Origin of the sequence: Streptomyces sp. NPDC046859 (assembly GCF_040645135.1) — a bacterium.
Classification (GTDB): Bacteria; Actinomycetota; Actinomycetes; order Streptomycetales; family Streptomycetaceae; genus Streptomyces.
Window position 1 is genome coordinate 254,997 of record NZ_JBEYXR010000007.1, and the last position, 26,309, is coordinate 281,305.

Here is a 26,309-nt window from a genome sequence, read left to right on the forward strand (position 1 = left end):
CGCCGCTGACGGACCGTGGGACGAGGGCGTCAGCGGGGGACCGCGAGTTCGAACCAGACCGTCTTGCCGCTGCCTCGACCCGGCCGGGTCCCCCAACGACGGGAGGTGCGCGCCACGAGCTGGAGTCCCCGGCCGCCCTCGTCCTCGGCGTCGGAGGTGCGGGCGCGCGGCGGATCGGGCAGCGGGTCGGAGACCTCGACGAGCAGAACCCCGCCGTCCCCGGAAGGACGCACCACGCGCACCCCGATGGGACCGGTGGCGTGCCGCAGGGAGTTGGTCACCAGTTCGCTGACCAGCAGGGCCGCGACATCGGCGAGACCGCCCAGCCCCCAGGCGAGCAGCCGGCCGCGCACGGCGGCGCGGGCCGCCCGGACGGCGTCGGCCTCCGCGGGGAAGGTCCATTCGGCGCAGTCGCCGTCGGTGTCGAGCACGCCGATCACTTCCCAGCCAGCGGGGCCACTCCATGTCCGGTTTCATGGTGTTAATGGGCACATACCCGATATTCGGGTGACAGTACCGCGGCGGGCTGGGCAAGGGCGGGGGTTCGTCAGGACGTCAGCCGCCGGGCCACCTCCCGGACGGCGGGCACGTCCTGCTCCAGCCAGTCGACGTCCCACAGCTCGCCGGCGTCGAGCCAGCGCAGCGCGTCGTGGTCCTCCAGGGGGCGCGGCGCCGGGCTGCCGGGCCGCAGGCGGGCCGTCCACACATGGAGGACGAAGGGCGCCCGCAGGGGCCAGGCGCCCGGGACGCGCTCCATCACCTCGGCGTCCACGCCGAGTTCCTCGCGCAGTTCGCGGGCGAGCGCCGCGTCGGGCTTCTCCCCCGGTTCGACCTTGCCGCCGGGCAGCTCCCAGCGCCCGGCCAGGTCCGCCGGCGCGCTCCGGCGTGCGGCGAGCAGGCGGCCCGCGTCCAGCAGCGCGGCGCCGACCACGATCCGTTCCGTCATGCGCCGGAGCCTACGGGAGCGTGCACGGTCAGCGGTCGGCGCCGCCGCCGTTCTGCGTGATGCGCTCGACCCAGTAGAGCTGCTTGTGTCCACGGCCGTCGAGGCTGTCCGCGATCTTCTGGGCCTCGGCCCGTGTCGCGTACCGGCCGACGCGATAGCGATTGCCGTTGTCGTCCTGCCGGACGACGAGCCAGGGAAGAGTGATCGTGCTGTCGGTCATCGCGCCCCACTGCTCCTTCCCGCCCACGGCCGCCCGCGTAACGCTCGCGGCCTGTGCCGTGCCCCACCCGCCGAGGAAACCGCAATCCGCATATGCCCGAGCCTACGCCTAACCTTCACGGAGCGAATACGGCTTTTCACAAAGAGGTACGCAACCAGCCAAGCCGGAGGGGGCGCACGACGTGGAACGCGCCGTGCGCCCAAGGCCGTGCGTCCGTTCGCGGGCATACCGGAGACACCCGGCGCGACCTGCGGAAAGGATGCGAAGGCAACCGGGCGCTCCGGGGCGGGCGTTGTCAGCCCGCAGAGCGCAACAGACGCGGGATGTGCGCTACTTCACTCGCGCCTGGGCGCTACTTGACCGGCAGGTGGTACGCGACGCGGTAGCGGTCGGCCGGGATCACCACGTCCGCCGTCTCCACCGGGCGGCCCGAGGCGTAGTACGTGCGCTGGAGGACGAGGACCACATGCCCGGGGACGCCGCCCAGCGCGTGCAGTTCCTCCGCGAGGCCGGGGCGGGCCCCGACCTCCTCGGTGACGTTGTCCACGACGACGTCGATGGCCGCCATCCGCTCGACGACGCCCATGCCGCCGAGGGGACCCTCCTCGGGGAGCATGACGGGCGTCCGGCCGGTGACGGCGAGGGGCTCCCAGGAGGTGGACAGCATCATGGGCTCGCCCGCCTCCCGGAACAGGTACCGCGTGCACATCACGCGCTCGCCCGGCCGGATCGCCAGCCGCTCGGCGACGGCACGGCCGGCCGCCGCCTGCTCGCTGCTGGACTCCCAGGTGCCGCGCACATCGCCGTCGGCCTGCTCCTGCCGGAACGGGGTGGCACCGCTCGGCGGGCGGAAGCCGGAGCGGGCGATCCGGCGGGGCACGGGCCGCTCGCGCACATAGGTCCCGGAGCCGGAGCGGCCCTCGACCAGCCCCTCGGCCATCAGGACCTTGCGCGCCTCCAGGGCGACGGTGTCCGAGACGCCGTACTCCTCGCGGATTCTGGCCTGTGACGGGAGGCGGGTGTGCGGAGGGAGTGAACCGTCGACGATCTTCTTACGGAGATCACCCGCGACACGCAGATACGCCGGCTGCTCACCGAAAGTCACTGGCCGCTCCCATCAGGTTGTACAGACAGCAACAGCCTGGCAACCAAGCGTTGTGCTGTGCAAGCAAAGGCCAGAGAATCACTCGATGTGATGACTTGTGGCGCAGGAGGGCTTTACGCAGGCAGTTTCTCCCCGTTATGGCCGCGCTCACACCTGAAGATCGCCCGCGTCCTCGCTCCCGCCCCCGCTGCCGGAGTCGTCCTCGTAGAACGGCACGGTGGTGTCCAGACCCAGAGCTTCGCGCGCGGTGACCGTCGTGGGGCCGTCCACGTACGCGTAGCCCTTCTCGTAGTGCGTGAAGTACGCGTCCGAGTCCTTCGCCGCGGCGGCCCGCGCCCACTCCTTGCGGGCGTCCGCCATCTCCTCGACCAGGTCGGCGACCGGCTTCCCCGCCCCGTCCGGCCAGCGGTGGCCGCGCAGCGCCGTGATCTGCTCGCCGAGCACCCGCTGCACGTCGCCGGCCCAGGCCCGGCTCGCGGCCAGGTCGTCGTCGGGGTGGTCCTCCGGCTCCTCGTAGAGCACCGCGTCGACGGCGTTGACCGCCTTCAGGAAGGCGACCTGGTCGGCGTCGAGCGTCGTGGCGTCGCCGCGCAGCGAGCCGGTCAGGCGGCCGTCCTTCTCGGTGCTGCCGAACAGGCAGGTCAGCTCGCGGTCGCCGAACCGCCAGCTCTGCGGGGTGGGGATGAAGTAGAAGACGTCCACGTCCTCCGGCACGCCCCAGGTGTCCATGGCGTAACCGTCGCTCAGCGCATAGCACTTGTCGTCGGCCGTGCGGGACAGCTCGTCCTCGCCGGGGTAACCGCCGCCCGGCAGCGTCACCACCGCGAAGACCTCGCCGTCGTGCCCACCGGAGCAGGGCACCTTCTCCGCCTCGAAGGTCTCCCCCTCCAGGGTGCCCGACGGGGTGTCGAAGCAGTCGCCCTTGTCGAGCGCGAAGGCGCTGCCCTCCCCGCTCGCGGCGCTCTTGAAGCCGTCCCAGAAGTCCGCGGCGGCACCGGTGGACAGCGTCAGCGCCCACAGCGCGAGGCCCACCGTGGACAGCACCGAACCGGCGATCGCCATGCCCTTGCCGCGCTCGCCCTTCCGCCGGATCTGCGCGAGCGCGACGAGCCCGAGCACCAGGCCGACGGCCGGCACGAAGCACAGGATGCCGAGCACCAGGGAGCCGATCGCGAGACCGTTGACCGGCGCCTGCCCGCCGTAGGGGCCGTACGGGCCGTAGGCGCCCCCGTACGACGCCCCGTAGGGGGAGCCGGGGCCGGCGGCGTACGGCCCGTGGGGCGGTGCCGGTGGCCCGTACGGCTGCTGGGGTCCGGACGGCGGGGGTATCGACACGGCTACCGTGCTCCTGGTTCGGGGGGTGGGGAGGGGCGTACGACTGCGCGCATCGTAAGCGCGCCGCGAACCAGGGCCGCATGGGGGGCGGCCGGGTTCACCAGTCGTCGCCGATGTCGAAGTTGGCGGCGATCGGCATGCCGTCATACGCGAACACCGCCACGAGGTAGTCGTCCGACGCGGTCAGCCCGTCGTACATCCGCTCCGCCAGCTCCGAGCTCGCCACCTCGTCGGACCGTGAGATCACGGTGAGCATGGCGGGCACCTGGCCCAGCACCCCGGAGTCCGGCTCCGGGGGGCCCGAGTAGAGGTGAGCACTCAGGTCGTCGTCGCCGAACCAGTATCTGTGTCCGTCGGGGGCGTCCGGTCCGATCGTCGCGCCCTCGAAGGGTTTTTCCAGGATGCGCGAGAGGTCCGCCCACAGGCGGTCGCCGAACGCCTTGCTGTGGAAGTCCTCCGGCCGGGCGGGCCCGATCTGGAAGTCGAAGTCACGCTTGTAGCCGCCGTACTGTGCGAAATCCGTCATCGCTGTCTCTATAGCGCCTCGTCCCCGCGGGGAGCCGGGTCACGGGACCGGACTCCGCCGCGAGGACGAGGACGTGGATGGCTGGTGGTGACTGACGGGCCTGGGCTAGAACTGCAGCGCCCAGGAGTCGATCCGCCCGGTGTCCTGGCGGGCGTTGTCGCTGACCCTCAGTTTCCACGTGCCGTTGGCCGCTTCGGAAGAGGCGTCCACGGTGTACGTGGTGTCGATGTTGTCGGCGCTGCCGCCGGTGCCGTACGACTTCAGGGTGTAGGCGGTGCCGTCGGGGGCGACCAGCTGGACCTGGAGGTCACCGATGTAGGTGTGGACGATGTGCACCTCGACGGCGAGGGCCGAGGGCGCGTTGCCGGAGACACCGGAGACCGTCACCGGGGACTCCACGGTGGAGTTGTCGGCGATGGTGTGGTCGGCGGTGTTCTCGAAGCGCGGCCCGGGCGGGGTGGTCGTGCCGCCGCCGACGTACAGCAGACGGTTGGGCGAGCCGGTTCCGGGGCTGGTGACGACTCCGGTCGTGGCGGCCGCCGTGAGCGCCGAGGCGACCTGCGCCGGGGTGGCCGCGGGGTTGTCGGCGAGGTGGAGGGCGGCGGCGCCCGCGACGTGCGGGGTGGCCATCGACGTACCGGAGATGGTGTTGGTCGCCGAGTCGCCGCTGTTCCAGGACGAGGTGATGGAGGAGCCGGGCGCGAACAGGTCGAGTGCCGAACCGTAGTTGGAGTAGCTCGCCTTGGCGTCGGTGGAGGTCGTCGCGCCGACCGTGATCGCCTCGGCGACGCGGGCGGGCGAGCGGGTGGAGGCGTTGGTCGACTCGTTGCCGGCGGCCACGGCGAAGGTGACGCCGGAGGCGATGGCGTTGCGTACGGCCGTGTCGAGGGCGGTGTCGGCGCCGCCGCCGAGGGACATGTTGGCGACGGCCGGCTTGACCGCGTTCCGGGCGACCCAGTCGATGCCGGCGACGACCTGGGCGGTCGTGCCCGAGCCGGAGTTGTTCAGCACGCGGACGCCGACGATCTTCGCCTTCTTGGCGACGCCGTACGAGGACCCGGCGACCGTGCCCGCGACGTGCGTGCCGTGGCCGTTGCCGTCCTGGGCGGTGTTGTCGTTGTCGATGGCGTCGTAGCCGTAGGAGGCGCGGCCGCCGAAGTCCTGGTGGGTGATGCGGACGCCGGTGTCGATGATGTACGCCGTCACGCCCTGCCCGGCCGAGTCCGGGTAGGTGTAGGAACTGTTGAGCGGCAGGTTCTTCTGGTCGATGCGGTCCAGGCCCCAGGAGGGCGGGCTGGGCTGGGTCCCCTCGACGTGGAACGTGCGGTTCTGGACGACGGAGGCGACGGCCGGGTCGGCGGCGAGCCGCTCGGCCTCGGTCTCGGACGCCTCGATCTCGTAGCCGTTGAGAGCCGTGCGGTAGGTGCGCTCGATGCCGGCGCCGTAGCGCTCGACGAGGGCGCGGGCCGTCTTCGAGCCCGAACGGGCCTGGTCGGCCTTGAGGGTGACGATGTAGCTGTCGGCCACGGCGTTCGCCGCGCCCGCGTACTGGACGCGGCCCTCGGGGGCGGCCGCGGCGGGGAGCGCGGTGACGAGGCCCGCGGCGAGGACCGCGGTGGCCGCCGTGCTGAGCAGGGCCAGTCTTCGGCGGGTCGTGCGCTGGGGGGTACGCATCACTGCCATCTGAGGGTTCCTCCTCAATCGGTGGTGCGCGGGCGTGGGGTGGCACGGGAACGGCGAAGACAGGCATGATCATGTCAAGTTCGACGACGTCCGTGCGCCAGCCGAAAGATTGAGGCCTCCACAGGAATTGCACAAGGGCCCCTGCGTGAGCGAGTCGTCGGGCGACCCGCTCACGCAAGGCGGAGGGGCCGGCTGTCGCAGGGCTCGGTCAGGCGTCGAACGCCGTCGCCCGCGCGCTCTTCTCCCAGGGCGCGATGTCCTCGCGGACCTGGTCGAGGTGGTTGAGGACGGCGCTCACACCGTCGTCTCCGAGCGGCAGCCGCAGCGGGGTGCGCTCCGCCTCCAGGGCGGCCACGATGAGGGCCGCCGCCTTCGCCGGGTCACCGGGCTGCGAGCCGTCACCGCCCTCGACGAAGGCGCGCGTCCCGCTCACCTTCGGATACAGCCCGCTGTCCGCGCTGGCCCCGGCCCGGCCCGTCTCGAACAGCGAGGTGCGGAAGGCGCCCGGCTCGACGATCAGCACCCGGATGCCGAAGTCCGCGACCTCGTCCGCCAGTGCCTCGGACATGCCCTCCAGGGCGAACTTCGTTCCGCTGTACGCGGAGAAGCCCGCGAACGACATCTGCCCGCCCATGCTGGACAGCTGCACGATCGCCCCGGAGCGCCGCCCGCGCATGTGCGGCAGCACCGCCCGGACGAGGGCGGCGGGGCCGAAGACGTGCAGGTCGAACAACGCGCGCAGCTCCTGCTCCGTGGTCTCCTCGAAGGCGCCCACATGGGTGCGTCCCGCGCTGTTGACCAGGACGTCGATCCGACCGTGCCGCGCGACGACGTCCGCCACGGCCGCCTCGGCGGCGCCCGTCTCCGCGACGTCCAGGCGCAGCGCCTCCATCTGGTCGGGGTGCGCGGCCACCAGGTCGTCCAGGGCCTCGGGGCGCCGTACCGCGCCGACCACCACGTCGCCGTCGGCCAGCGCCAGCTCCGCGAGCGCCCGCCCGAAACCGCTGCTCGCCCCGGTGATCAGCCAGACCTTGTTCATGACTACTCCTCGTACGTTCCGCGACGGGTTTCGACGGGGTCCGTCGGCCTACGCGGTTCAGCCTCCTGCGGAACGGCCTTGCCCGTCCAAGACCCACGCTGATAACCGATGGTCATGACGTCGGACGTTCATGTACGCGACCTGCGCTACTTCGTGACGGTCGCCGAGGAGCTGCACTTCACCCACGCGGCCGCCCGGCTGTACGTCTCCCAGCCCGCCCTCAGCAAGCAGGTGCGGGCACTGGAGCGGCAGTTGGGCGCCGAGCTGCTGCACCGCGGGCCGCGCGGTGTGACCCTCACCGAGGCGGGTGCGGTCCTGCTGCCGCACGCGCGGCGGGTGCTGGCCGCCTGGGCGGAGGGGGCGGCGGCTCTGGAGGCGTGCCGGGCCGCGGCGCGCGGCACGCTGGTCGTGGGCATGAGCACCAGCCCCGGCCGCGGCGGGCTGCTGCCCGCGATCCGCTCGCGGTTCACGGCCGCGCACCCCGAGGTGGCGGTCCGGCTGCGGCAGGTGAGCTGGGAGGACCCCACGGCCGGCCTGGCGGACGGCGAGGCCGACGTCGCCTTCGTCTGGCTGCCGCTGCCCGACGCCGGCCGCTACGGCTGGACGGTGGTCGCCGAGGAGCCCCGGCTGGTCGCCCTGCCCGAGACGCACCCGCTGGCCGCCCGGCCGGAGGTGGACTTCGCCGACCTCGCCGACGAGCCGTTCCTCGCCCTGCCGAAGAGCGCAGGGCCGCTGCGCGACCACTGGCTGGCGCTGGACGAGCGCGGTGGACGGCCGCCGCGCATCGGGGCCGAGATCGCGAGCACCGAGGAGACCTACGAGGCGCTGGTCGCCGGCCTCGGCGTCTGCCTCCTGGCCTCGGGCAACGCCCCCCTGATCACCCTCGGCGGCGTGGTGACCCGCCCGGTACGGGGCCTGTCCCCGGCCCGCTACGCACTGGCCTGGCGCCGCACGGACGAGGCCCGCCCACTGGTACGGGCGTACGCGCGGGCCTGCGGGGAGGCGACGGGGCGGGGGTGAGCGCGGGACGGGGAGGGAGGCAGCGACGCGCGCTCGTCGTCGGCGCGGGCCGACGCGGCGGACCCGACCGGGGGGCGCCCCGCTCAGCCGTCACGCGTCCTCGGTGGCCGGCTCCCGGGTCGTCGTGCCCAGGCGGGCCTGTTCCTCCTCGACGATGCGGCGGGCCAGGCCGAGGTCGGAGACGTCCACCGCGTCCGGGGTCGACTCGGCGACCGCGCTGCGGCGGGCGTAGGCGTCGAAGAGGCGGGACTTGTTCTCCAGGAGCCGGACCAGGCGCTCGTCCACACCCCGCGTGCACAGCAGGCGGTGCACCGTGACCGAGCGGACCTGGCCCATGCGGTGGGCGCGGGCGACCGCCTGGTGCTCGACGGTCGGCTTGAGCTGCGGCTCGCAGAGGATCACCACGGACGCGGCCTGCATGTTCAGACCCACTCCCCCGGCCTCGATCTGCGCGAGCAGCACCGCGTGACCGGGCGCGGCGGCGAAGTCGTCCACGAGCCGCTGCCGGCGGGCGGGCGGCACACTGCCGGTGAGGGGGCCGAAGACGTGAGCCTCGCCGCTCTCGCCGAGTGCCTCGTGGACCGTGCCCAGGACGTCGCGGAACGCCGAGAACACCAGGGCCTTGTGCCCGTTCTCGGCGGCCTCCCCGACGATCTCCCGCAACCGCCCCAGCTTCGCCGACCCCTCGGGCCGCGCGTACGCCGCCCTGCGCATGGCCATGAAGTTGCCCGCCCGCACGGCCTCCCGGTACGCCTCCTCGTCCTGCGCGCTGGGCTCCTCCCACTCGTCGGTGTGCTGGAGCGCGGGGAGTTCGGTGAGCACGTCCTGCTGGTTGCGGCGCAGATAGACGGGCGCGACCGCCTTGCGGAATGCCTTCGAGCCCGCGACGCCGTCGTGCTCGTCGACGCGCTCGGCGAGGTCCGGCTGCAGGATGCGCACCAGGCTGCGGAACTCCTCGACCCGGTTCTCCATGGGCGTGCCGGTCAGGAACAGCACGCGGTCACAGGTGCCCGCCCAGGTGGAGACGGCGCCGGCGCGGCGCGTGCCCGGGTTCTTGACGTAGTGCGCCTCGTCGACGACGAGCATGCCGAGCTCCCCGGTGCCGGGCGCGGGGAAGCCGCGCAGGGCGTCGAAGGTGGTGACGGCGACGCCGCCCCGCTCCCTCCAGTCGGCGAACGCGTCCTGCCGGTCCGGGCCGTGCACCGGAGTCACCCGCAGCGTGCTGCGCTTCTCGATCTCCCGGGTCCAGTTGATGAGCACACTGGCCGGGCAGACCACCAGGAAGTGGGTCTCGCCGCTCGCCGCCAGGTGTGCCAGTGCCGCGATGGCCTGGATCGTCTTGCCGAGCCCCATCTCGTCACCGAGGATCACCCGGCGCTGCGCGAGCGCGAACCGTGTGCCGAACGCCTGGTAGCCGCGCAGGGACACCCGGCGGTGGGTGTCGTCCAGCGACTGCGCCCGCACCCGGTCGGCCACCTCGTCCGGCAGGAAGCCCTCGGCGGCGGCCGGGTCGGGGGCGCGGCCCGAGGCCTCGGCGAGCAGGCTGTAGTACTCGGCGGAGCGCAGCTCGAAGTCGACCAGGGCGGCCACGTCGGACTCCGGGCCGCGCAGCAGATCCACCGACGCCTGGGCCAACAGCCCGGGCACGCCGTCCTCGCGCGCCCGCTCCGTCGCCGCGCGGATCTCCGCCACGGCCGCGACCGCCCGCTCGCGGCCGGCCCGCCTGGCGAGCAGCATGCGCAACCGCCCGGCCGCGGGGGCCGCCTCGGTCAGCAGCGGGCCGAGCCGCTTCACCAGCCCGGCCGCCGTCTCCACGGCCCGTCGCGCCTCGGGACCCGCCTCCACCAGCACGTTCAGGGCCGCGACCAGGGCGGTGGTCCGCGGCTCCGGCCGGTCCACGTCGATGTGCACGGCGACGGTGTCCCGTACGGCGTCGGCGATCCGGCGTGCGGCGGCCACCGTCTGGTCGGCGGTCTGCCGGCCGACGCCGGGCAACTGCTGCAGCCGGTAGGAGCCCGCGTCGAGGACCTGCCCGACCGAACGGAAGCCGCCCTTCTCCACCTCGCCCAGCCGCAGCCGGCCCTCGGTGAGGTCCTTCAGCCGGGCGACCGGGATGCCGTCCAGCTCACGTCGTACGAGGTCGTCGTGGATCGGCTTCAGCGCCGCGTGCACCGCGGCCACGGCCCGCGCGTGGTCGTCGGCCACCGCCCGCGCGGCCTCGTACAGCCGTCTGCCCCCGGCGACCGCGTCCCGCTCACTGCGCCCCATCCCGCCCCGCCCTCCTGGCCCCTCCCGACGCGTCCTCGCATCCTGCCACTGGGAGCGGAGCGCCTTCCCACCCGGTGCGCCACCGCGCGATCTCGTGGTCCGGCCCCGCCGCGTCGCGGCTTGTCCTCTCGATGTCGCCGCGGAGGTACGCGTCCGGCCCGGTGACCCCGCGTACCTCGTGCCGTCACCTGTACCGCGAAGCTCAGCCGGGACGGAGAAGGGGCCAGGCGCGAACGCCTGGCCCCGGAGCCCGGGGGCACCCGCTACACGTTGAAGCGGAACTCCACCACGTCCCCGTCCTGCATGACGTAGTCCTTGCCCTCCATGCGCGCCTTGCCCTTCGCGCGGGCCTCCGCGACCGAGCCGGTCTCCACCAGGTCCTCGAAGGAGATGACCTCCGCCTTGATGAAGCCCTTCTGGAAGTCGGTGTGGATGACGCCGGCGGCCTCGGGGGCGGTGGCGCCCTTCTTGATCGTCCAGGCGCGGGACTCCTTGGGGCCGGCCGTCAGGTAGGTCTGCAGGCCGAGGGTGTTGAAGCCCACACGGGCCAGGGTGGCGAGGCCGGGCTCCTCGGCGCCGACCGACTCCAGGAGCTCCATGGCGTCCTCCTCGTCGAGCTCGGCCAGATCGGCCTCCAGCTTGGCGTTGAGGAAGATCGCCTCGGCGGGGGCGACCAGGGCGCGCTGCTCGGCCTTGAAGTCGTCGTCGACCAGTTCGTCCTCGTCGACGTTGAAGACGTAGAGGAAGGGCTTGGTGGTCAGCAGGTGCAGGTCGTGCAGGAGCTCCTCGTTGCCGGAGCCCTGGACGATGCCCGCGGAGAACAGGGTGTCGCCCTTCTCCAGGATCTCCTTGGCCTCCTCGACGGCCTTCACCTTGGGCGCGACGTCCTTCTTGATCCGCGACTCCTTCTGGAGGCGCGGCAGGACCTTCTCGATCGTCTGGAGGTCGGCGAGGATCAGCTCCGTGTTGATCGTCTCGATGTCGTCCTTGGGCGAGACCTTGCCGTCGACATGGACGACGTTCTCGTCCTTGAAGGCCCGGATGACCTGGCAGATCGCGTCGGACTCACGGATGTTCGCCAGGAACTTGTTGCCCAGGCCCTCGCCCTCGGAGGCGCCGCGCACGATGCCGGCGATGTCGACGAAGTCGACGGTCGCCGGGAGGACGCGCTGGGAGGCGAAGATCTCGGCCAACTTCGTCAGGCGCGCGTCCGGGACGCCCACGACGCCGACGTTGGGCTCGATGGTGGCGAACGGGTAGTTGGCCGCCAGCACGTCGTTCTTGGTCAGGGCGTTGAACAGGGTCGACTTGCCGACATTCGGCAGACCGACGATTCCGATCGTGAGCGACACGTTGCGACTTCCCGTACGTGAGAGGAGAGGACTGGGGGGTTGTGGCCGATCCACCAGTCTACGGCGTGCCGGGCCCGCCCCGGGCGTGCCGTCGAACACCTGGCCAAGGTGCGCCCCCGGGCGTGTCCGTCGCCCGCCGCACCCCGTGTCGCGGCCTAGGTTGGTGCGGTGGAGCGGCACAGCGCGCGACCCGCCGGGCACGGACCGCCACGAAGTACGCGGTTCCACGTGGGGTGAGGGCGGGTAGGCGCCACGCGAGCGGATGCGGATGTCGAGGTGGACGGGGACACGGTGGAGCGGGGCGAGGGCCGGACGAGGCGCGGCGAGGGCGGGATCGTGCCCGGTGTGGGCGAGCGTGACGCGGGGGATGGCGGCGGCGGGGCCGGACGGCGGTCCGCCTGGCCCGCGCGGTCCCGTTCGGCAGGGGCCGGAAGCGCGGTCTCCCGGTCCGCCCGGTCGCCACAGGGCCTGCCCCGGTCGGCGCAGGCGGCCTCGGCGGCCCGGGATCCGCGGCCGCCGCGGCGGGGCGCCCCCCGGCCGGCCCCGGCCACCCGGCCTGTCGCCCAGCGCCGGCCCGTCCCCTCACATCCCGCCGGGGCGGTACGGCGGCCGGGGCCTGCCCCGGTGCCGTCGTCCGCCGGGCGGCTGGCCGGTCCGCGGCTGACCGGGCTGGGCAGCGGGCTGTTCTGCGGAGCGGCGATGCTGCTGCTCGGTTTCCTCGACTCCGCGCTGTCCGGCTCGCTGGGCCTGTACAGCGTGCTGTTCCTGCCGGTGTGCGTGCTGACGGCGCTGTGGGTGCGCGAGGGCGACCTGCTGACCGCCCCCGTGGTCGTGCCGAACGCGTTCGCCCTGGGGCTGCTGCCGGCGGCCGACCACGGCGACGGCTTCGGCGGTCATCTGATGGGCCTGGTGACCGCCCTCGCGACCCAGGCCGGGTGGCTGTACGGCGGGACGCTGCTCGCCGGAGCGGTCGTCCTGGTGCGCCGGGTCCGCCTGGTGGCGCGGCGCGCCGCGGCCCGGGGCCCGGCGGACTGACGGCCGCTACCCGGCGACCGCCGTCTCCGCCGCGTGCATCGCCGCCCCCACGATCCCCGCGTTGTTCTGCAGCTGCGCCGGGACGATCTCCGCGCGGATGCCCTCGATGTGGGGCAGGAACTTGTGCGCCTTGCGGCTCACGCCGCCGCCGATGATGAACAGCTCGGGCGAGAAGAGCATCTCCACGTGCGCGAGGTACTTCTGCACGCGGTGGGCCCAGTGCTCCCAGGTCAGGTCCTCGTCCTCCTTGGCCTTGCTGGAGGCGCGCTTCTCCGCGTCGTGGCCGTGCAGTTCGAGGTGCCCGAGTTCGGTGTTGGGGACCAGGCGGCCGTCGCGGAACAGGGCGCTGCCGATGCCCGTGCCGAAGGTGAGCAGCAACACCGTGCCCTTGCGGCCGCGGCCCGCGCCGAAGTGCATCTCGGCGACTCCGGCGGCGTCCGCGTCGTTGACCACCGTCACCGGCAGGCCGCCGAGGCGCTCGCCGAACAACGCGCGCGCGTCGGTGTCGATCCAGCTCTTGTCGACGTTCGCCGCGGTGCGGATCGTGGACCCGTCGGTCACCACACCGGGGAAGGTGAGCCCGACCGGGCCGGTCCAGCCGAAGTGCTCGACGACCTGGCGCACACCGTCGGCGACCCCGTCGGGGGTCGCGGGGTGCGGGGTGAGCACCTTGTGGCGCTCCTGGGCCAGGTCGCCCTTGTCGAGGTCCACCGGGGCGCCCTTGATCCCGGATCCGCCGATGTCCAAACCGAAGATCTGCATGGCTCTACGTTACGACGGACGTCTGACGGTCACTCACCGGTCGTGGAACCGGTGCGCTCGGCGATGAGCGCGGCCGCCTCCTCGCGCAGGTCGCGGCGCAGCTCCTTCGGCAGGGAGAACGTGATGGACTCCTCGGCCGCCTTGACGATCTCGACGTCCTCGAAGCCGCGCTGCGACAGCCACTCCAGGACCTGCTCGACCAGCACCTCCGGCACCGAGGCGCCCGAGGTGACACCGACCGTGCCGACGCCCTCCAGCCAGGCCTCGTCGATCTCGTCGGCGAAGTCCACCAGGTACGCCGCGCGGGCGCCCGCCAGCTTGGCGACCTCCACCAGCCGCTTGGAGTTGGACGAGTTGCGGGAGCCGACGACGATGACGAGGTCGGCCTCGGCGCCCATCTGCTTCACGGCGAGCTGACGGTTCTGCGTGGCGTAGCAGATGTCGTCGCTGGGCGGCGAGATCAGCTGCGGGAACCTCTCCTTGAGGGCGTCGACGGTCTCCATGGTCTCGTCGACGGAGAGCGTGGTCTGGGAGAGCCAGACGACCTTGGACTCGTCGCGGACCTCGACCTTGGCGACGTCGCCGGGGCCGTCCACGAGCTGGATGTGCTCGGGGGCCTCGCCGGAGGTGCCGATGACCTCCTCGTGGCCCTCGTGACCGATGAGGAGGATGTCGTAGTCCTCGTCGGCGAACCGGACCGCTTCCTTGTGGACCTTGGTGACCAGCGGGCAGGTCGCGTCGATGGTGGCGAGCCTGCCGCGGGCGGCCTCCTCGTGGACCACGGGGGCGACGCCGTGGGCGGAGAACATCACGATGTTGCCCGGCGGCACCTCCTCCGTGCGCTCGACGAAGATCGCGCCCTTCTTCTCCAGGGTCTGCACGACGTACTTGTTGTGGACGATCTCGTGCCGGACGTAGACCGGAGCGCCGTACTGCTCCAGGGCTTTCTCGACGGCGATCACGGCGCGGTCCACACCCGCGCAGTAGCCACGGGGGGCGGCGAGCAGGACACGGCGGCCAGGCGAAGCAGTCATGCGTCCCATCGTAAGGGTGCGTGCGCCGCCCCGAAGATCGCCCGCCTCGTGGTGGGGTGTGCGGGGCGGGAGGTGGCGCGCGGGGGCCGGTGTCCGCGCCGTTCACCGGGACGGGGGGTGTTGTCGGTGGCGGCCGTTACGCTCGCCGCATGGCTGTGAACACGTCGCCCGAGTCCCCGCTGCCCGTCGGTGAGGTGTCACGGCTCATCGGGGGGTGGATCGACCGGCTCGGCGCGGTGTGGGTGGAGGGGCAGATCACCCAGCTGTCGCGGCGGCCCGGCGCGGGGGTGGTGTTCCTGACGCTGCGCGACCCCTCGTACGACATCTCGGTGAGCGTGACCTGCTACCGGCAGGTGTTCGACGCGGTGGCCGACGTGGTGAGCGAGGGCGCGCGGGTCGTGGTGCTCGCCAAGCCCGAGTGGTACGCGCCGCGCGGGCAGTTGTCCCTGCGGGCCGCCGAGATCAAGCCGGTCGGCGTCGGGGAGCTGCTGGCCCGGCTGGAGATGCTGAAGAAGTCCCTGGCCGCGGAGGGGCTGTTCGCGCCGGAGCGCAAGCGGCCGCTGCCGTTCCTGCCGCAGCTCGTCGGCCTGGTGTGCGGGCGGGCGTCCGCCGCCGAGCGGGACGTCCTGGAGAACGCGCGGCACCGCTGGCCCGCCGTCCGCTTCGAGGTGCGCAATGTCGCGGTGCAGGGCGTGCACGCGGTGCCGCAGGTCGTGCAGGCGGTCAAGGAGCTCGACGCGCTCGACGACGTGGACGTGATCATCGTCGCCCGCGGCGGCGGCAGCGTGGAGGACCTGCTGCCGTTCTCCGACGAGCAGCTGGTGCGGGCCGTGGCGGCCTGCCGGACGCCCGTCGTGTCCGCGATCGGGCACGAGCCGGACAACCCGCTGCTGGACCTGGTCGCCGATCTGCGCGCCTCCACGCCGACCGACGCCGCCAAGAAGGTCGTCCCGGACGTCGGCGAGGAGTACGAGCGGGTGCGGATGCTGCGCGACCGGGCGCGACGGTGCGTGGAGGCGTACGTCGAGCGGGAGGAGCGGGGGCTCGCGCACGCCCTCGCGCGTCCGTCGATAGAGGATCCGCACCGGATGATCGACGAGCGGGCCGACCAGGTGGCCTCGCTCCTGGACCGCGGCCGGCGGTGTCTGGGCCATCTGCTGGACCGGGCGTCGTCCGAGCTGACGCACACGCACGCGCGCGTGGTGGCCCTGTCCCCGGCGGCGACCCTGAAGCGCGGGTACGCCGTGCTGCAGCGGGACGACGGGCATGTGGTGCGCGATCCCGGCGAGGTGGCGGCGGACGAGGTGCTGCGGGCCCGGGTCGCCGAGGGCGAGTTCTCCGTACGAGTCGACGCAGGAAGCGATGCATAGGGTGGGCGCATGACCGGCAAGGTGGAAGAGGCCCTCGGGTACGAGCAGGCCCGGGACGAGCTGATCGAGGTCGTACGGCGGCTGGAGGCGGGCGGCACGACGCTGGAGGAGTCGCTCGCGCTCTGGGAGCGGGGCGAGGAGCTGGCGAAGGTGTGCCGGCGCTGGCTGGACGGGGCGCGGGCGCGCCTGGACGCGGCGCTCGCCGAGGAGGAGGCCGAGGACGGGCAGGAGGAGGGCGCCGACGACTGACGCCCCCTGACGTCCGTACGGAGGGGCGGGCCCTGTGAAGCGGATCACCGGGACCCGACCTTTTGTTGAACATTGAACTTTTCTCGCGTACTGTCGCCGGCGTAAACGGTCCACGGTCCGCTTACGCGTGCCGCGCGGCCCCCGTGCGGTAGCTCCACGACGCACCACCGAGAAGGTTCCGCATGTCTCTCGTCCTCGACCCCACCGCTCAGGACCTGCTGTTCCGCGAGGCCCGCACCGCCAACGCCTTCACCGACGAGCCGGTGACCGACGAACAGGTCCAGGCGATCTACGACCTGGTCAAGTACGGCCCGACCTCCATGAACCAGTCCCCGCTGCGCGTCACGCTGGTCCGCTCCGCCGAGGCCCGCGAGCGCCTGGTCGCGCACATGGCCGAGGGCAACCGGCAGAAGACCGCCACCGCCCCGCTGGTCGCGATCCTCTCCGCCGACAACGAGTTCCACGAGGAGCTGCCGGCCCTCTTCCCGCACTTCCCGCAGGCCAAGGACGCCGTCTTCGGCGACCGCGTGGTCCGCGAGAACAGCGCCGCGCTGAACGCCGCCCTCCAGGCCGCCTACTTCATCGTCGGCGTCCGCGCCGCCGGTCTGGCCGCCGGCCCGATGACCGGCTTCGACTTCGAGGGCGTCCGCAAGGAGTTCCTGGACGACGACCACACCCCGCTGATGATCGTCAACATCGGCCGTCCCGGCCCGGACGCCTGGCACCCGCGCTCCCCGCGCCTGGCGTACGACGAGGTCGTCACCACGATCTGACCCCGCGCGCGGCCACCGCGGGCCGCCCGCCCATGACGAAGGCCCCCGGCATCACCTCGCCGGGGGCCTTCGGCGCGCTCAGGGGGTCACTCGGCGCGCAGGGCCTTCGCCATCTGCGTCAGCTCGCCGAACGAGCCGGTCCCCGCCACCACGGTCGTCGCGCCGCCCTCCCGGGACACCAGGGCGTCGTAGCGGCCGCCGGTGTAGCGGGTCCAGGTGCGGTCGCCGATCCGCTCGGTGACATCCGTCCTGCGGGCGCCCTGACTGGCCTGCTCGATGAAGTCGGCCGGCTTGTCCGTCGACTGCTGGAGCTGCACATAGCCGCCGTTCGGGGTGTGATAGCCGAGGTGCCAGGCGTCGAACTCGTCGGCCTGGAACCGCACGGAGGTCGGCTTCCAGCTGTCGGGCAGCCCCTGCGGCGCCGCCACCGGGTAGGACGCGGCCCGGCGGGCCGTGAGCAGCTCGACGCGGTAGTCGACCCGCGGGAGGTCGGGCGTGCCGTCGTCGTGCGGCACGAAGAGATAGACGACTCCCGCCGCGAGCACAGTCACCGCGAGGGAGAGGACCATGTTGCGGACCGACTTCTGCTTAACGTTCGAACCAGCCACGCCCCTATCGTCGCAGGTGCCCGCTCTGCTCATCCGTGGGGCCCCCTGCTCATTCTGTCCGCCCGGGGATAGAGTCAGGTCCGTCACCCTCATCCGGCCGTCGTCGTATCAGAAAGGTGCGCTCCGATGACCGAGAATCATCATCATCTGCCGTCCGAACTCGAAGTACCGAGCGAGGCCCCCGACCGCAACCTGGCCCTGGAACTGGTCCGTGTGACCGAGGCGGCCGCGATGGCGGCGGGTCGCTGGGTCGGCCGCGGCGAGAAGAACGGCGCCGACGGCGCCGCGGTGCGCGCCATGCGCACCCTCGTCCACACCGTCTCGATGAACGGCGTCGTCGTCATCGGTGAGGGCGAGAAGGACGAGGCGCCCATGCTCTTCAACGGGGAGCGGGTCGGCGACGGGACCGGGCCGGAGTGCGACATCGCCGTCGACCCGATCGACGGCACCACGCTCACCGCCAAGGGCATGCCCAACGCGATCTCGGTGCTGGCCGCGGCCGACCGGGGCTCGATGTTCGACCCGTCGGCCGTCTTCTACATGGACAAGCTCGTCACCGGCCCCGAGGCCGCCGACTTCGTCGACATCGACGCGCCCGTCGAGGTCAACATCCGCCGGGTCGCCAAGGCCAAGCGGTCCACCCCGGAGGACGTCACCGTCGTCATCCTCGACCGGCCCCGCCACGAAGGGATCATCAAGGAGATCCGGGACGCCGGCGCGCGCATCAAGCTGATCTCCGACGGCGACGTCGCGGGCTCCATCTACGCGCTGCGCGAGGGCACCGGCGTCGACATGCTGCTCGGCATCGGCGGCACCCCCGAGGGCATCATCTCGGCCTGTGCCGTGAAGTGCCTCGGCGGCACCATCCAGGGCAAGCTGTGGCCCAAGGACGACGAGGAGCGGCAGCGGGCCATCGACGCCGGGCACGACCTGGACCGCGTCCTGATGACGGACGACCTGGTCGCCGGGGACAACGTCTTCTTCGTCGCGACCGGCATCACCGACGGAGAGCTCCTGCGAGGGGTGCGCTACCGGTCGGAGACGGCGACGACCGACTCGATCGTGATGCGGTCGAAGTCGGGGACGGTGCGGCGGATCGAGTCCGAGCACCGGCTGAGCAAGCTGCGGGCCTACAGCGCCATCGACTTCGACAGGGCGAAGTGACGGCACAGCGGTCCCGCTGAGCGGCGAGGGCGCCCCCGGTGCGGAGGGGGCGCCCTTTCGCGTCGTGTCTCAGCCGGCCTGGGCTATGCGGTTCGCGGCGCCCACCGTCTTCTTCAGCTCCATCTCGCGGCGGCGGCGCCGGGCGAGGACCACACGGCGCTCGGCCGCGGTGAGTCCGCCCCACACGCCGTACGGCTCGGGCTGGAGCAGTGCGTGCTCGCGGCACTCGACCATGACCGGACAGCGGGCGCAGACGCGCTTGGCCGCCTCCTCGCGGGACAGGCGGGCCGCGGTGGGCTCCTTGGAGGGGGCGAAGAACAGGCCCGCCTCGTCGCGCCGGCACACCGCTTCGGTGTGCCACGGGGCGTCCTGATCCCTGTCGCGCGCTGGTACCCGCTGGGCCGGAACGGCAGCTACCTGCAGGGACGAATGCGGCGGTTGCAGCACGGTCTACTCCTGACGACGGCTTCGCGAGCGAGCGACGATGCGACAAGGTCTACCCGCTGTGCGCGCGCCTATGCGGGGAGTTCCGAACCGCTGGTTCCCGGGCCGCCCCGGACGTCCCGGCGCGCCCGCGGCCGCGGGAACCGGCCCGTCCGCTTCACGGCCGTCAATGCTCCAGGTGCCGGCGCAGACTCCGGTCGACCTTGCGGTGCACCCGGTCCAGGATGTCCGCGACCAGCCTTCCGCGCCGCGGCCGGCCCTCGATGCTGCCGAGCACGGCCCAGCCGTCGACGTGGACGACCGGCGCGTCCGGGTCCTCCGCGTCGAGGTGGTCCACCTCGAAGGAGCCGAGGACCCCGCCGCCGGTGCCGCGCAGCGACACGTTCTCCGGGACGCGCACCTCGACGCTGCCGAAGACCGAGAACGCCCGGATCACGACGTGCTGGTACGGGAAGAGGGCCTCGCTGAGGTCGATCTCCACGCTGCCGAACACGGCGTACGCGTGGATGCGGCGGCCGGCGCGCCAGCGCCCCTTGCGCACGGCGCTGCTGAACACGGCGACCACGTGGTCGTCGGCCTCGGCCGGGACCGGGGCCGGCACCGGGCGCGCGGCGGCCGGTTCGGCGCGGCGCGGCTGCCCGGCCGGAAGGTCCCGGACGAACACCTCGAGCGCGCCGACGGTCCTGGCCGCGAGGACGCCCTCGACCCGCTCGGCGTGCTCGTCGGCGGTCAGGCGCCCCTCGGCCAGGGCGTCGCGCAGGATGTCGGCGATGCGGTCACGGTCGGCGTCGGAGGCGCGGAGCTCGGCGGCGGGAGCGGGCGCGGTGCGCTTCTGAAGGTCCACGGCAGCAGCGTACCGAAACACGATAGATCGCGATACCCCTCGGTCGGTTCGTCCGGTGGTCACCGAACTGAGCCTTACCTCACAGGCTCGCCGTCGGAGGCAGGTTCTAGGCTGGTGGACGCTGCCAACGGAGGCCAGCCGCCGTCTGTCGAGTGAGGAATGGGCGAGATGCCGAGTAGTACCCCCCCACCCAGCCCCGGGTTCGCGTACACCGATCTGCTCCCCACGGGAGAGGACACCACCCCGTACCGGCTGGTGACCTCCGAAGGTGTCTCCACCTTCGAGGCCGACGGGCGGACCTTCCTCAAGGTGGAGCCCGAGGCGCTGCGCAAGCTCGCCGAGGAGGCCATCCACGACATCCAGCACTACCTGCGCCCCGCCCACCTCGCCCAGCTCCGCCGCATCATCGACGACCCCGAGGCGTCGGGCAACGACAAGTTCGTCGCCCTGGACCTGCTGAAGAACGCGAACATCGCGGCCGCGGGCGTGCTCCCGATGTGCCAGGACACCGGCACCGCGATCGTCATGGGCAAGCGCGGCCAGAACGTGCTGACCGAGGGCGGCGACGAGGCGGCCCTCTCGCGCGGCATCTACGACGCGTACCAGAACCTCAACCTGCGCTACTCGCAGATGGCTCCGCTCACCATGTGGGAGGAGAAGAACACCGGCTCCAACCTCCCGGCGCAGATCGAGCTGTACGCGACCGACGGCGGCGCCTACAAGTTCCTCTTCATGGCCAAGGGCGGCGGCTCGGCCAACAAGTCGTTCCTCTACCAGGAGACCAAGGCCGTCCTGAACGAGGCCTCCATGATGAAGTTCCTGGAGGAGAAGATCCGCTCCCTCGGTACGGCCGCCTGCCCGCCGTACCACCTGGCCATCGTCGTCGGCGGCACTTCCGCCGAGTACGCGCTGAAGACCGCCAAGTACGCCTCCGCGCACTACCTGGACGAGATCCCCGCCGAGGGCTCCGAGCTGGGCCACGGCTTCCGCGACAAGGAGCTGGAGGAGAAGGTCTTCGAGCTGACGCAGAAGATCGGCATCGGCGCGCAGTTCGGCGGCAAGTACTTCTGCCACGACGTGCGCGTGGTGCGCCTCCCCCGGCACGGCGCCTCCTGCCCGGTCGCCATCGCCGTGTCCTGCTCCGCCGACCGCCAGGCCGTCGCGAAGATCACCGCCGAGGGCGTCTTCCTCGAGCAGCTGGAGACCGACCCGGCGCGCTTCCTGCCGGACACCACCGACGAGCACCTGGACGAGTCCGGGGACGTCGTCAGGATCGACCTGAACCAGCCGATGGACACCATCCTGGCCGAGCTGACGAAGTACCCGGTCAAGACCCGCCTGTCCCTCTCCGGCCCGCTGGTCGTGGCCCGCGACATCGCGCACGCCAAGATCAAGGAGCGGCTGGACGCGGGCGAGGAGATGCCGCAGTACCTCAAGGACCACCCGGTGTACTACGCCGGTCCCGCGAAGACCCCCGAGGGCTACGCGTCCGGCTCCTTCGGCCCGACGACGGCCGGCCGCATGGACTCCTACGTCGAGCAGTTCCAGGCCGCGGGCGGCTCCAAGGTGATGCTCGCCAAGGGCAACCGCAGCAAGCAGGTCACCGACGCGTGCGCCTCCCACGGCGGCTTCTACCTCGGCTCCATCGGCGGCCCCGCCGCCCGTCTCGCCCAGGACTGCATCAAGAAGGTCGAGGTCGTCGAGTACGAGGAGCTCGGCATGGAGGCGGTCTGGAAGATCGAGGTCGAGGACTTCCCGGCGTTCGTCGTCGTCGACGACAAGGGCAACGACTTCTTCCAGGACCCCGCGCCCGCGCCCACCTTCACCTCCATTCCGGTACGCGGCCCCGGACTCGCCTGAGCCGTCCGTGACGAATCGCCTCCACGGGGAACAGTGGTCGGGGTGCCGGCGCTGTGACACGTGGAGGTGATCGTCGATGACCGACGAGCAGGACAGGACCGAGTACCGCACCGAGCACGACTCGATGGGCGAGGTGCGGGTGCCCGCGCACGCCAAGTGGCGGGCCCAGACCCAGCGGGCCGTGGAGAACTTCCCCGTCTCCGGGCAGCGCATCGAGCGCGCCCACATCGAGGCGCTCGCCCGGATCAAGGGCGCCGCCGCGAAGGTGAACGCCCGGCTCGGGGTGCTCGACAAGGACGTCGCCGAGGCGATCCAGGAGGCGGCCGCGGAGGTCGCCGAGGGCCGTTGGGACGAGCACTTCCCCGTCGACGTGTTCCAGACCGGGTCCGGCACCTCGTCCAACATGAACACCAACGAGGTCATCGCCACCCTGGCGACCGAGCGGCTCGGCCGGGACGTGCACCCGAACGACCACGTCAACGCCTCCCAGTCGTCCAACGACGTCTTCCCCTCCTCCATCCACATCGCGGCCACCGCCGCCGTCACGCGGGACCTGATCCCGGCGCTGGAGCACCTCGCGGCGGCCCTGGAGCGCAAGGCCGGGGAGTTCGGCGACGTCGTGAAGTCGGGGCGGACCCATCTGATGGACGCCACGCCGGTGACGCTCGGTCAGGAGTTCGGCGGGTACGCGGCCCAGGTGCGGTACGGCGTCGAGCGGCTGCGGGCCTCGCTGCCCCGGCTCGCCGAGCTGCCGCTGGGCGGCACGGCCGTCGGTACCGGCATCAACACCCCGCCCGGTTTCTCCGCCGCCGTCATCGAGGAGGTGGCCCGGGCGACCTCGCTCCCGCTGACCGAGGCGCGCGACCACTTCGAGGCGCAGGGCGCCCGGGACGGCGTCGTGGAGACCAGCGGGCAGCTGCGGACCATCGCGGTCGGGCTGACGAAGATCGCCAACGATCTGCGCTGGATGGCGTCCGGGCCGCGCACCGGGCTCGCCGAGATCTCCCTGCCCGATCTGCAGCCGGGGTCGTCGATCATGCCGGGCAAGGTGAACCCGGTCATCCCGGAGGCCGTGCTCATGGTCGCCGCGCAGGTCGTCGGCAACGACGCGACGGTGGCGACGGCGGGCGCGGCCGGCAACTTCGAGCTCAACGTGATGCTGCCGGTCATCGCGAAGAACGTCCTGGAGTCGGTGCGGCTCCTCGCGAACGTCTCCCGGCTGCTGGCCGACCGCACGGTCGACGGGATCGTCGCGCACCGCGAGCGGGCCCGGGAGTACGCGGAGTCGTCGCCGTCGGTCGTCACGCCGCTCAACAAGTACATCGGGTACGAGGAGGCCGCCAAGGTGGCCAAGAAGGCCCTCGCCACGCGCCGCACCATCCGCCAGGTCGTCCTGGACGGCGGCTACGTGGAGCGCGGCGACCTGACCCTGGAGCAGCTGGACGAGGCCCTGGACGTGCTGCGGATGACACGGCCGTAACGCCGATCACGAAGGCGTGAACGGTGACCCGTCTCGCAGCGTCGTATGCCTGGGGCACCTAATATCTCTGCATGGCAGACGGCGGGTCGGTGACGACGGAAGTGCAAGCGGGCGGGTCGACGGGCTCCTGGGCCCCCGGGGCGCACATCCTGTGGCGGTACCGGGAGAACGCGGGCCGGCGCTTCCACATCGCGCGTCCCGTCACCGTCGTACGCGACGACGAGCGGTTGCTGGCGGTGTGGCTCGCGCCGGGCACGGAGTGCGTCAAGCCGGTGCTGGCCGACGGGACGGCCGTGCACCAGGAGCCGCTGCGGACCCGGTACACCAAGCCGCGCGCCGTCCAGCACGGCCGCTGGTTCGGGACCGGGGTGCTGAAGCTGGCCCGGCCCGGTGAGCCGTGGTCGGTGTGGCTGTTCTGGGAGCCGGGCTGGCGGTTCAAGAACTGGTACGTGAACCTGGAGGAGCCGCTGACCCGTTGGGCCGGCGGGGTGGACTCCGAGGACCATTTCCTCGACATCTCGGTGCACCCGGACCGCAGTTGGCACTGGCGGGACGAGGACGAGTTCGCGCAGGCCCGGCGGGACGGACTGGTGGGCGAGCGGCTGGCCGAGCGGGTGCGCCGGGCCGGGGAGGCGGCGGTGGAGGTGATCCGCGCGTGGGGGCCGCCGTTCTGCGACGGCTGGCAGAACTGGCGCCCCGATCCGTCCTGGGCTGTACCTTCTTTGCCTGAGGACTGGGACCGTACGCCCGCGCGGCTGTCGACATGAGACTCTTGATGCGCCCCCCTGCAAGAAACGTAGGATCGTCCTCCGCACGGGCGCGTGGAGACAACTGACGGACGAAGCGCCGGGCTTGACCGATCGTCACCGAGGGGCGGCAGGATGTGAGCGAGCGTTACCAGGGCGACGCCGGCACGGACCGGCGCCGGCACCGCACCGGTGGCACAGGAACTGCCTGTCGTCACCCGGGATTTCCGTTCCTGGGGCATGTATTCCGGGTATCGGAGTCTCGGCGGGACGAACTGCATGCGTGGCGCGCAGCCCCGGACGGATGGATTCGAAAGGCGTGACGGAGCAGCCGACCTCCTTCGAGCGCCCCGAGGCGGGCGTCGACCCCGCGGAGCCCCGCGGGGCGCTCGCGCGTGCCTCGGCGCCCCGCGCCGCATCGGCGCGCCCCTCCGGTGGCGGTGCCGCGTTACCCGCGCAGGCGCGCACCGGAGAGACCCCTTCCACGCCGGGCACCACCGCACCGTCCGGCCCGAGCAAGGAGCCCCCAGTCATCGTCGGCAACGGTCCCGAGCACGCGCAGCCCTCCGTCGCCGAGCCCGACGCGCACCGGCCACGGCCCGCACCGGAGGCCATTCCTCCGCAGCCGGGCGCCGAGCAGCCCTCGGCGTCCGCCGAGCGACGCACGGGCCAGCCGGTGCAGCCGGGCCGCCCCACGCCGATGCGGCGGGACGGGGACCGGCTGCGTTTCGTGGGAGCCGCCACGCGGCGGATCGCCCGTGGTCTGGACCTGGACGAGATCGTGATGGGGCTGTGCCGGGCGACCGTGCCGACGTTCTCCGACGCGATCCTCGTGTATCTGCGGGACCCGCTGCCGGTGGGTGACGAGCGGCCGACGGGGCCGGTGGTGCTGCGGCTGCGCCGCACGGACCGCATCCCGGAGGAGCGGGACACCGAGGGCTTCCTGCCGCCGGCGCCGCCCGTGGAGCCGGCCGAGCTGGCCGGGCTGTCGTCGGTGACGGCGGAGCTGTGCGAGGTGCGTCCGGGGGGCGCGCTCGCCGAGGTGCTGCGCGGGGTGCGCCCGGTGTTCGCGGACGCGCCCGCCGCGCGGGCCGCGCTGCCGGAACTCCTCGGCGAGGAGAGCGAGTCGATCATCCCGGACGGGCAGCGCGCGATCCTGGCCCCGCTGCGGGGCCGGCGCCGGGTGATCGGCGCGGCGGTGTTCCTGCGCCGGCCGGAGCGGCTCGCGTTCGAACCGGACGATCTGCTGGTCGCGGCCCAGCTGGCCACGCACAGCGCGCTGGGCATCGACAAGGCGGTGCTGTACGGCCGTGAGGCGTACATCGCGGACGAGCTGCAGCGCACGATGCTGCCGGAGACGCTGCCGCGGCCGACGGGGGTGCGGCTCGCCTCGCGCTATCTCCCGGCCGCGGAGACCGCGCGGGTGGGCGGTGACTGGTACGACGCCATCCCGCTGCCGGGCAGCCGGGTGGCGCTGGTGGTGGGCGACGTCATGGGGCACTCCATGACCTCGGCCGCGATCATGGGCCAGCTGCGGACGACGGCGCAGACCCTCGCGGGTCTCGATCTGCCGCCGCAGGAGGTGCTGCACCATCTGGACGAGCAGGCGCAGCGGCTGGGCACCGACCGTATGGCGACCTGCCTGTACGCGGTGTACGACCCGGTGTCGCACCGCATCACGATCGCCAACGCGGGCCATCCGCCGCCGGTCCTGCTGCATCTCGGCGGACACGCGGAGGTGCTGCGCGTGCCGGCGGGCGCGCCGATCGGCGTCGGCGGTGTCGACTTCGAGGCGGTGGAGCTGGACGCGCCGGCCGGGGCGACGCTGCTGCTGTACACCGACGGTCTGGTGGAGTCGCGGCTGCGCGACGTGTGGACCGGGATAGAGCAGCTGCGGGAGAAGCTCGCCGCGACGGCGCAGCTCACCGGCGCGGACCATCCGCCGCCGCTGGAGGCGCTGTGCGACGACGTGCTGGACATGCTCGGTCCCGGTGACCGTGACGACGACATCGCGCTGCTCGCCGCCCGGTTCGACGGGATCGCGCCGAGCGATGTGGCGTACTGGCATCTGGACCCGCAGGACGCGGCGCCGGGGCAGGCCCGCCGGCTGGTCCGGGGGGCGCTGTCGGGCTGGGGGCTGGAGGAGCTGACCGACTCCGTCGAGCTGCTGGTCAGCGAGATCGTGACCAACGCGGTCCGTTACGCCTCCCGTCCGGTGACGCTGCGGCTGCTGCGCACGGATGTGCTGCGCTGCGAGGTCGGCGACGACGTGCCGCAGCTGCCGAGGCTGCGGCAGGCGCGGGCCACGGACGAGGACGGGCGCGGGCTGTACCTGGTGAACCGGCTGGCGCGACGCTGGGGTGCGACCCGGCTGAGCACCGGCAAGGTGGTCTGGTTCGAGCTGAACCGCGGCTGAGCGCCGCGTCCCCGGGAGGACGCGGCGCCG

The 26,309-nt window shown here is 72.5% G+C and carries 25 protein-coding genes; 10 read left to right on the forward strand and 15 right to left on the reverse strand.

Annotation, left to right across the window (positions count from 1 at the left end; all coding sequences use genetic code 11):
• Window positions 1-29 precede the first annotated feature (29 nt).
• The 8 genes from ABZ899_RS13465 to ABZ899_RS13500 form a co-directional block, all read right to left on the reverse strand.
• Window positions 30-440: an ATP-binding protein gene (locus ABZ899_RS13465; protein ID WP_361345027.1), complete on the reverse strand. Its 411-nt coding sequence runs from the start codon at window positions 438-440 to the stop codon at window positions 30-32.
• A gap of 107 nt (window positions 441-547) precedes the next feature.
• The gene (locus tag ABZ899_RS13470) at window positions 548-946 is read right to left on the reverse strand and encodes a (deoxy)nucleoside triphosphate pyrophosphohydrolase (protein ID WP_361345029.1); all 399 of its coding nucleotides are present in this window, start codon (window positions 944-946) and stop codon (window positions 548-550) included.
• A 28-nt stretch (window positions 947-974) separates the two neighbouring features.
• The gene (locus ABZ899_RS13475; protein ID WP_361345031.1) at window positions 975-1,166 is read right to left on the reverse strand and encodes an SPOR domain-containing protein; all 192 of its coding nucleotides are present in this window, start codon (window positions 1,164-1,166) and stop codon (window positions 975-977) included.
• 352 nt (window positions 1,167-1,518) lie between these two features.
• Window positions 1,519-2,271, reverse strand: a complete 753-nt coding sequence (locus ABZ899_RS13480; protein WP_361345032.1) for a GntR family transcriptional regulator — start codon at window positions 2,269-2,271, stop codon at window positions 1,519-1,521.
• Between the two features lie 147 nt (window positions 2,272-2,418).
• A complete protein-coding gene (locus ABZ899_RS13485; RefSeq protein ID WP_361345034.1) occupies window positions 2,419-3,606 on the reverse strand; it encodes a DUF4190 domain-containing protein in 1,188 nt (395 codons plus the stop codon).
• A gap of 97 nt (window positions 3,607-3,703) precedes the next feature.
• Entirely contained in the window at window positions 3,704-4,132 is a 429-nt protein-coding gene (locus tag ABZ899_RS13490) for a hypothetical protein (RefSeq protein ID WP_361345036.1), read from the reverse strand.
• Between the two features lie 105 nt (window positions 4,133-4,237).
• Window positions 4,238-5,815: a S8 family peptidase gene (locus ABZ899_RS13495; RefSeq protein ID WP_361345038.1), complete on the reverse strand. Its 1,578-nt coding sequence runs from the start codon at window positions 5,813-5,815 to the stop codon at window positions 4,238-4,240.
• 208 nt (window positions 5,816-6,023) lie between these two features.
• Window positions 6,024-6,854, reverse strand: a complete 831-nt coding sequence (locus ABZ899_RS13500; RefSeq protein WP_361345039.1) for an SDR family NAD(P)-dependent oxidoreductase — start codon at window positions 6,852-6,854, stop codon at window positions 6,024-6,026.
• Between the two features lie 108 nt (window positions 6,855-6,962).
• Between ABZ899_RS13500 and ABZ899_RS13505 the strand changes: the two genes are divergently transcribed.
• Window positions 6,963-7,874, forward strand: coding sequence for a LysR family transcriptional regulator (locus ABZ899_RS13505; RefSeq protein WP_361345041.1), 912 nt, complete (start codon window positions 6,963-6,965; stop codon window positions 7,872-7,874).
• Window positions 7,875-7,964: 90 nt separating this feature from the next.
• On the opposite strand, the gene ABZ899_RS13510 is transcribed toward ABZ899_RS13505, so the two are convergent.
• Both ABZ899_RS13510 and ychF read right to left on the reverse strand, forming a co-directional pair.
• Window positions 7,965-10,142, reverse strand: a complete 2,178-nt coding sequence (locus ABZ899_RS13510) for a DEAD/DEAH box helicase (RefSeq protein WP_361345043.1) — start codon at window positions 10,140-10,142, stop codon at window positions 7,965-7,967.
• Between the two features lie 263 nt (window positions 10,143-10,405).
• Window positions 10,406-11,494 carry a redox-regulated ATPase YchF gene (gene ychF / locus ABZ899_RS13515; RefSeq protein WP_361345046.1) on the reverse strand — a complete coding sequence of 363 codons (1,089 nt, stop codon included), beginning with the start codon at window positions 11,492-11,494 and terminating at the stop codon, window positions 10,406-10,408.
• 624 nt (window positions 11,495-12,118) lie between these two features.
• Here ychF and ABZ899_RS13520 point away from each other — a divergent pair.
• Window positions 12,119-12,529 carry a DUF6542 domain-containing protein gene (locus ABZ899_RS13520; RefSeq protein ID WP_361345048.1) on the forward strand — a complete coding sequence of 137 codons (411 nt, stop codon included), beginning with the start codon at window positions 12,119-12,121 and terminating at the stop codon, window positions 12,527-12,529.
• Between the two features lie 6 nt (window positions 12,530-12,535).
• On the opposite strand, the gene ppgK is transcribed toward ABZ899_RS13520, so the two are convergent.
• Both ppgK and ABZ899_RS13530 read right to left on the reverse strand, forming a co-directional pair.
• A complete protein-coding gene (gene ppgK, locus ABZ899_RS13525) occupies window positions 12,536-13,291 on the reverse strand; it encodes a polyphosphate--glucose phosphotransferase (RefSeq protein ID WP_361345050.1) in 756 nt (251 codons plus the stop codon).
• Between the two features lie 29 nt (window positions 13,292-13,320).
• The gene (locus tag ABZ899_RS13530; RefSeq protein WP_361345052.1) at window positions 13,321-14,334 is read right to left on the reverse strand and encodes a 4-hydroxy-3-methylbut-2-enyl diphosphate reductase; all 1,014 of its coding nucleotides are present in this window, start codon (window positions 14,332-14,334) and stop codon (window positions 13,321-13,323) included.
• 140 nt (window positions 14,335-14,474) lie between these two features.
• On the opposite strand from ABZ899_RS13530, the gene xseA reads away from it, so the two are divergent.
• From xseA to ABZ899_RS13545, 3 genes are all read left to right on the forward strand, one after another.
• Window positions 14,475-15,695: an exodeoxyribonuclease VII large subunit gene (gene xseA / locus ABZ899_RS13535; RefSeq protein ID WP_361345054.1), complete on the forward strand. Its 1,221-nt coding sequence runs from the start codon at window positions 14,475-14,477 to the stop codon at window positions 15,693-15,695.
• Between the two features lie 9 nt (window positions 15,696-15,704).
• On the forward strand, window positions 15,705-15,944 hold the full coding sequence (locus ABZ899_RS13540) for an exodeoxyribonuclease VII small subunit (protein WP_361345056.1): 240 nt from the start codon (window positions 15,705-15,707) through the stop codon (window positions 15,942-15,944).
• Window positions 15,945-16,126: 182 nt separating this feature from the next.
• Entirely contained in the window at window positions 16,127-16,717 is a 591-nt protein-coding gene (locus ABZ899_RS13545) for a malonic semialdehyde reductase (RefSeq protein WP_361345058.1), read from the forward strand.
• An 86-nt stretch (window positions 16,718-16,803) separates the two neighbouring features.
• Here the strand turns inward: ABZ899_RS13545 and ABZ899_RS13550 are convergent, their stop codons facing one another.
• The gene (locus tag ABZ899_RS13550) at window positions 16,804-17,325 is read right to left on the reverse strand and encodes a DUF4245 domain-containing protein (RefSeq protein ID WP_361345060.1); all 522 of its coding nucleotides are present in this window, start codon (window positions 17,323-17,325) and stop codon (window positions 16,804-16,806) included.
• A gap of 126 nt (window positions 17,326-17,451) precedes the next feature.
• Between ABZ899_RS13550 and glpX the strand changes: the two genes are divergently transcribed.
• On the forward strand, window positions 17,452-18,489 hold the full coding sequence (gene glpX, locus ABZ899_RS13555; protein ID WP_361345062.1) for a class II fructose-bisphosphatase: 1,038 nt from the start codon (window positions 17,452-17,454) through the stop codon (window positions 18,487-18,489).
• A gap of 69 nt (window positions 18,490-18,558) precedes the next feature.
• On the opposite strand, the gene ABZ899_RS13560 is transcribed toward glpX, so the two are convergent.
• Both ABZ899_RS13560 and ABZ899_RS13565 read right to left on the reverse strand, forming a co-directional pair.
• Window positions 18,559-18,936 carry a WhiB family transcriptional regulator gene (locus ABZ899_RS13560; RefSeq protein ID WP_079033618.1) on the reverse strand — a complete coding sequence of 126 codons (378 nt, stop codon included), beginning with the start codon at window positions 18,934-18,936 and terminating at the stop codon, window positions 18,559-18,561.
• 163 nt (window positions 18,937-19,099) lie between these two features.
• Window positions 19,100-19,777: a DUF1707 domain-containing protein gene (locus ABZ899_RS13565; RefSeq protein WP_361345064.1), complete on the reverse strand. Its 678-nt coding sequence runs from the start codon at window positions 19,775-19,777 to the stop codon at window positions 19,100-19,102.
• A 168-nt stretch (window positions 19,778-19,945) separates the two neighbouring features.
• On the opposite strand from ABZ899_RS13565, the gene ABZ899_RS13570 reads away from it, so the two are divergent.
• From ABZ899_RS13570 to ABZ899_RS13585, 4 genes are all read left to right on the forward strand, one after another.
• On the forward strand, window positions 19,946-21,637 hold the full coding sequence (locus ABZ899_RS13570; RefSeq protein WP_361345066.1) for a fumarate hydratase: 1,692 nt from the start codon (window positions 19,946-19,948) through the stop codon (window positions 21,635-21,637).
• Between the two features lie 76 nt (window positions 21,638-21,713).
• Complete coding sequence (locus ABZ899_RS13575) at window positions 21,714-23,117, forward strand: class II fumarate hydratase (RefSeq protein WP_361345068.1); 1,404 nt, start codon at window positions 21,714-21,716, stop codon at window positions 23,115-23,117.
• Between the two features lie 71 nt (window positions 23,118-23,188).
• Entirely contained in the window at window positions 23,189-23,884 is a 696-nt protein-coding gene (locus ABZ899_RS13580) for a DUF402 domain-containing protein (protein WP_361345069.1), read from the forward strand.
• Between the two features lie 283 nt (window positions 23,885-24,167).
• Complete coding sequence (locus tag ABZ899_RS13585) at window positions 24,168-26,279, forward strand: SpoIIE family protein phosphatase (RefSeq protein ID WP_361345071.1); 2,112 nt, start codon at window positions 24,168-24,170, stop codon at window positions 26,277-26,279.
• The last annotated feature ends 30 nt before the right edge of the window (window positions 26,280-26,309 follow it).

Coding starts and splice junctions, on each gene's coding strand:
- ABZ899_RS13470 (WP_361345029.1), bottom strand. CDS start 946: ATGACGGAACGGATCGTGGTCGGCGCCGCGCTGCTGGACGCGGGCCGC.
- ABZ899_RS13475 (WP_361345031.1), bottom strand. CDS start 1,166: ATGACCGACAGCACGATCACTCTTCCCTGGCTCGTCGTCCGGCAGGAC.
- ABZ899_RS13490 (WP_361345036.1), bottom strand. CDS start 4,132: ATGACGGATTTCGCACAGTACGGCGGCTACAAGCGTGACTTCGACTTC.
- ABZ899_RS13495 (WP_361345038.1), bottom strand. CDS start 5,815: ATGGCAGTGATGCGTACCCCCCAGCGCACGACCCGCCGAAGACTGGCC.
- ABZ899_RS13500 (WP_361345039.1), bottom strand. CDS start 6,854: ATGAACAAGGTCTGGCTGATCACCGGGGCGAGCAGCGGTTTCGGGCGG.
- ABZ899_RS13505 (WP_361345041.1), top strand. CDS start 6,963: ATGGTCATGACGTCGGACGTTCATGTACGCGACCTGCGCTACTTCGTG.
- ABZ899_RS13510 (WP_361345043.1), bottom strand. CDS start 10,142: ATGGGGCGCAGTGAGCGGGACGCGGTCGCCGGGGGCAGACGGCTGTAC.
- ppgK (WP_361345050.1), bottom strand. CDS start 13,291: ATGCAGATCTTCGGTTTGGACATCGGCGGATCCGGGATCAAGGGCGCC.
- ABZ899_RS13530 (WP_361345052.1), bottom strand. CDS start 14,334: ATGGGACGCATGACTGCTTCGCCTGGCCGCCGTGTCCTGCTCGCCGCC.
- xseA (WP_361345054.1), top strand. CDS start 14,475: ATGGCTGTGAACACGTCGCCCGAGTCCCCGCTGCCCGTCGGTGAGGTG.
- ABZ899_RS13540 (WP_361345056.1), top strand. CDS start 15,705: ATGACCGGCAAGGTGGAAGAGGCCCTCGGGTACGAGCAGGCCCGGGAC.
- ABZ899_RS13545 (WP_361345058.1), top strand. CDS start 16,127: ATGTCTCTCGTCCTCGACCCCACCGCTCAGGACCTGCTGTTCCGCGAG.
- glpX (WP_361345062.1), top strand. CDS start 17,452: ATGACCGAGAATCATCATCATCTGCCGTCCGAACTCGAAGTACCGAGC.
- ABZ899_RS13570 (WP_361345066.1), top strand. CDS start 19,946: ATGCCGAGTAGTACCCCCCCACCCAGCCCCGGGTTCGCGTACACCGAT.
- ABZ899_RS13575 (WP_361345068.1), top strand. CDS start 21,714: ATGACCGACGAGCAGGACAGGACCGAGTACCGCACCGAGCACGACTCG.
- ABZ899_RS13580 (WP_361345069.1), top strand. CDS start 23,189: ATGGCAGACGGCGGGTCGGTGACGACGGAAGTGCAAGCGGGCGGGTCG.
- ABZ899_RS13585 (WP_361345071.1), top strand. CDS start 24,168: ATGGATTCGAAAGGCGTGACGGAGCAGCCGACCTCCTTCGAGCGCCCC.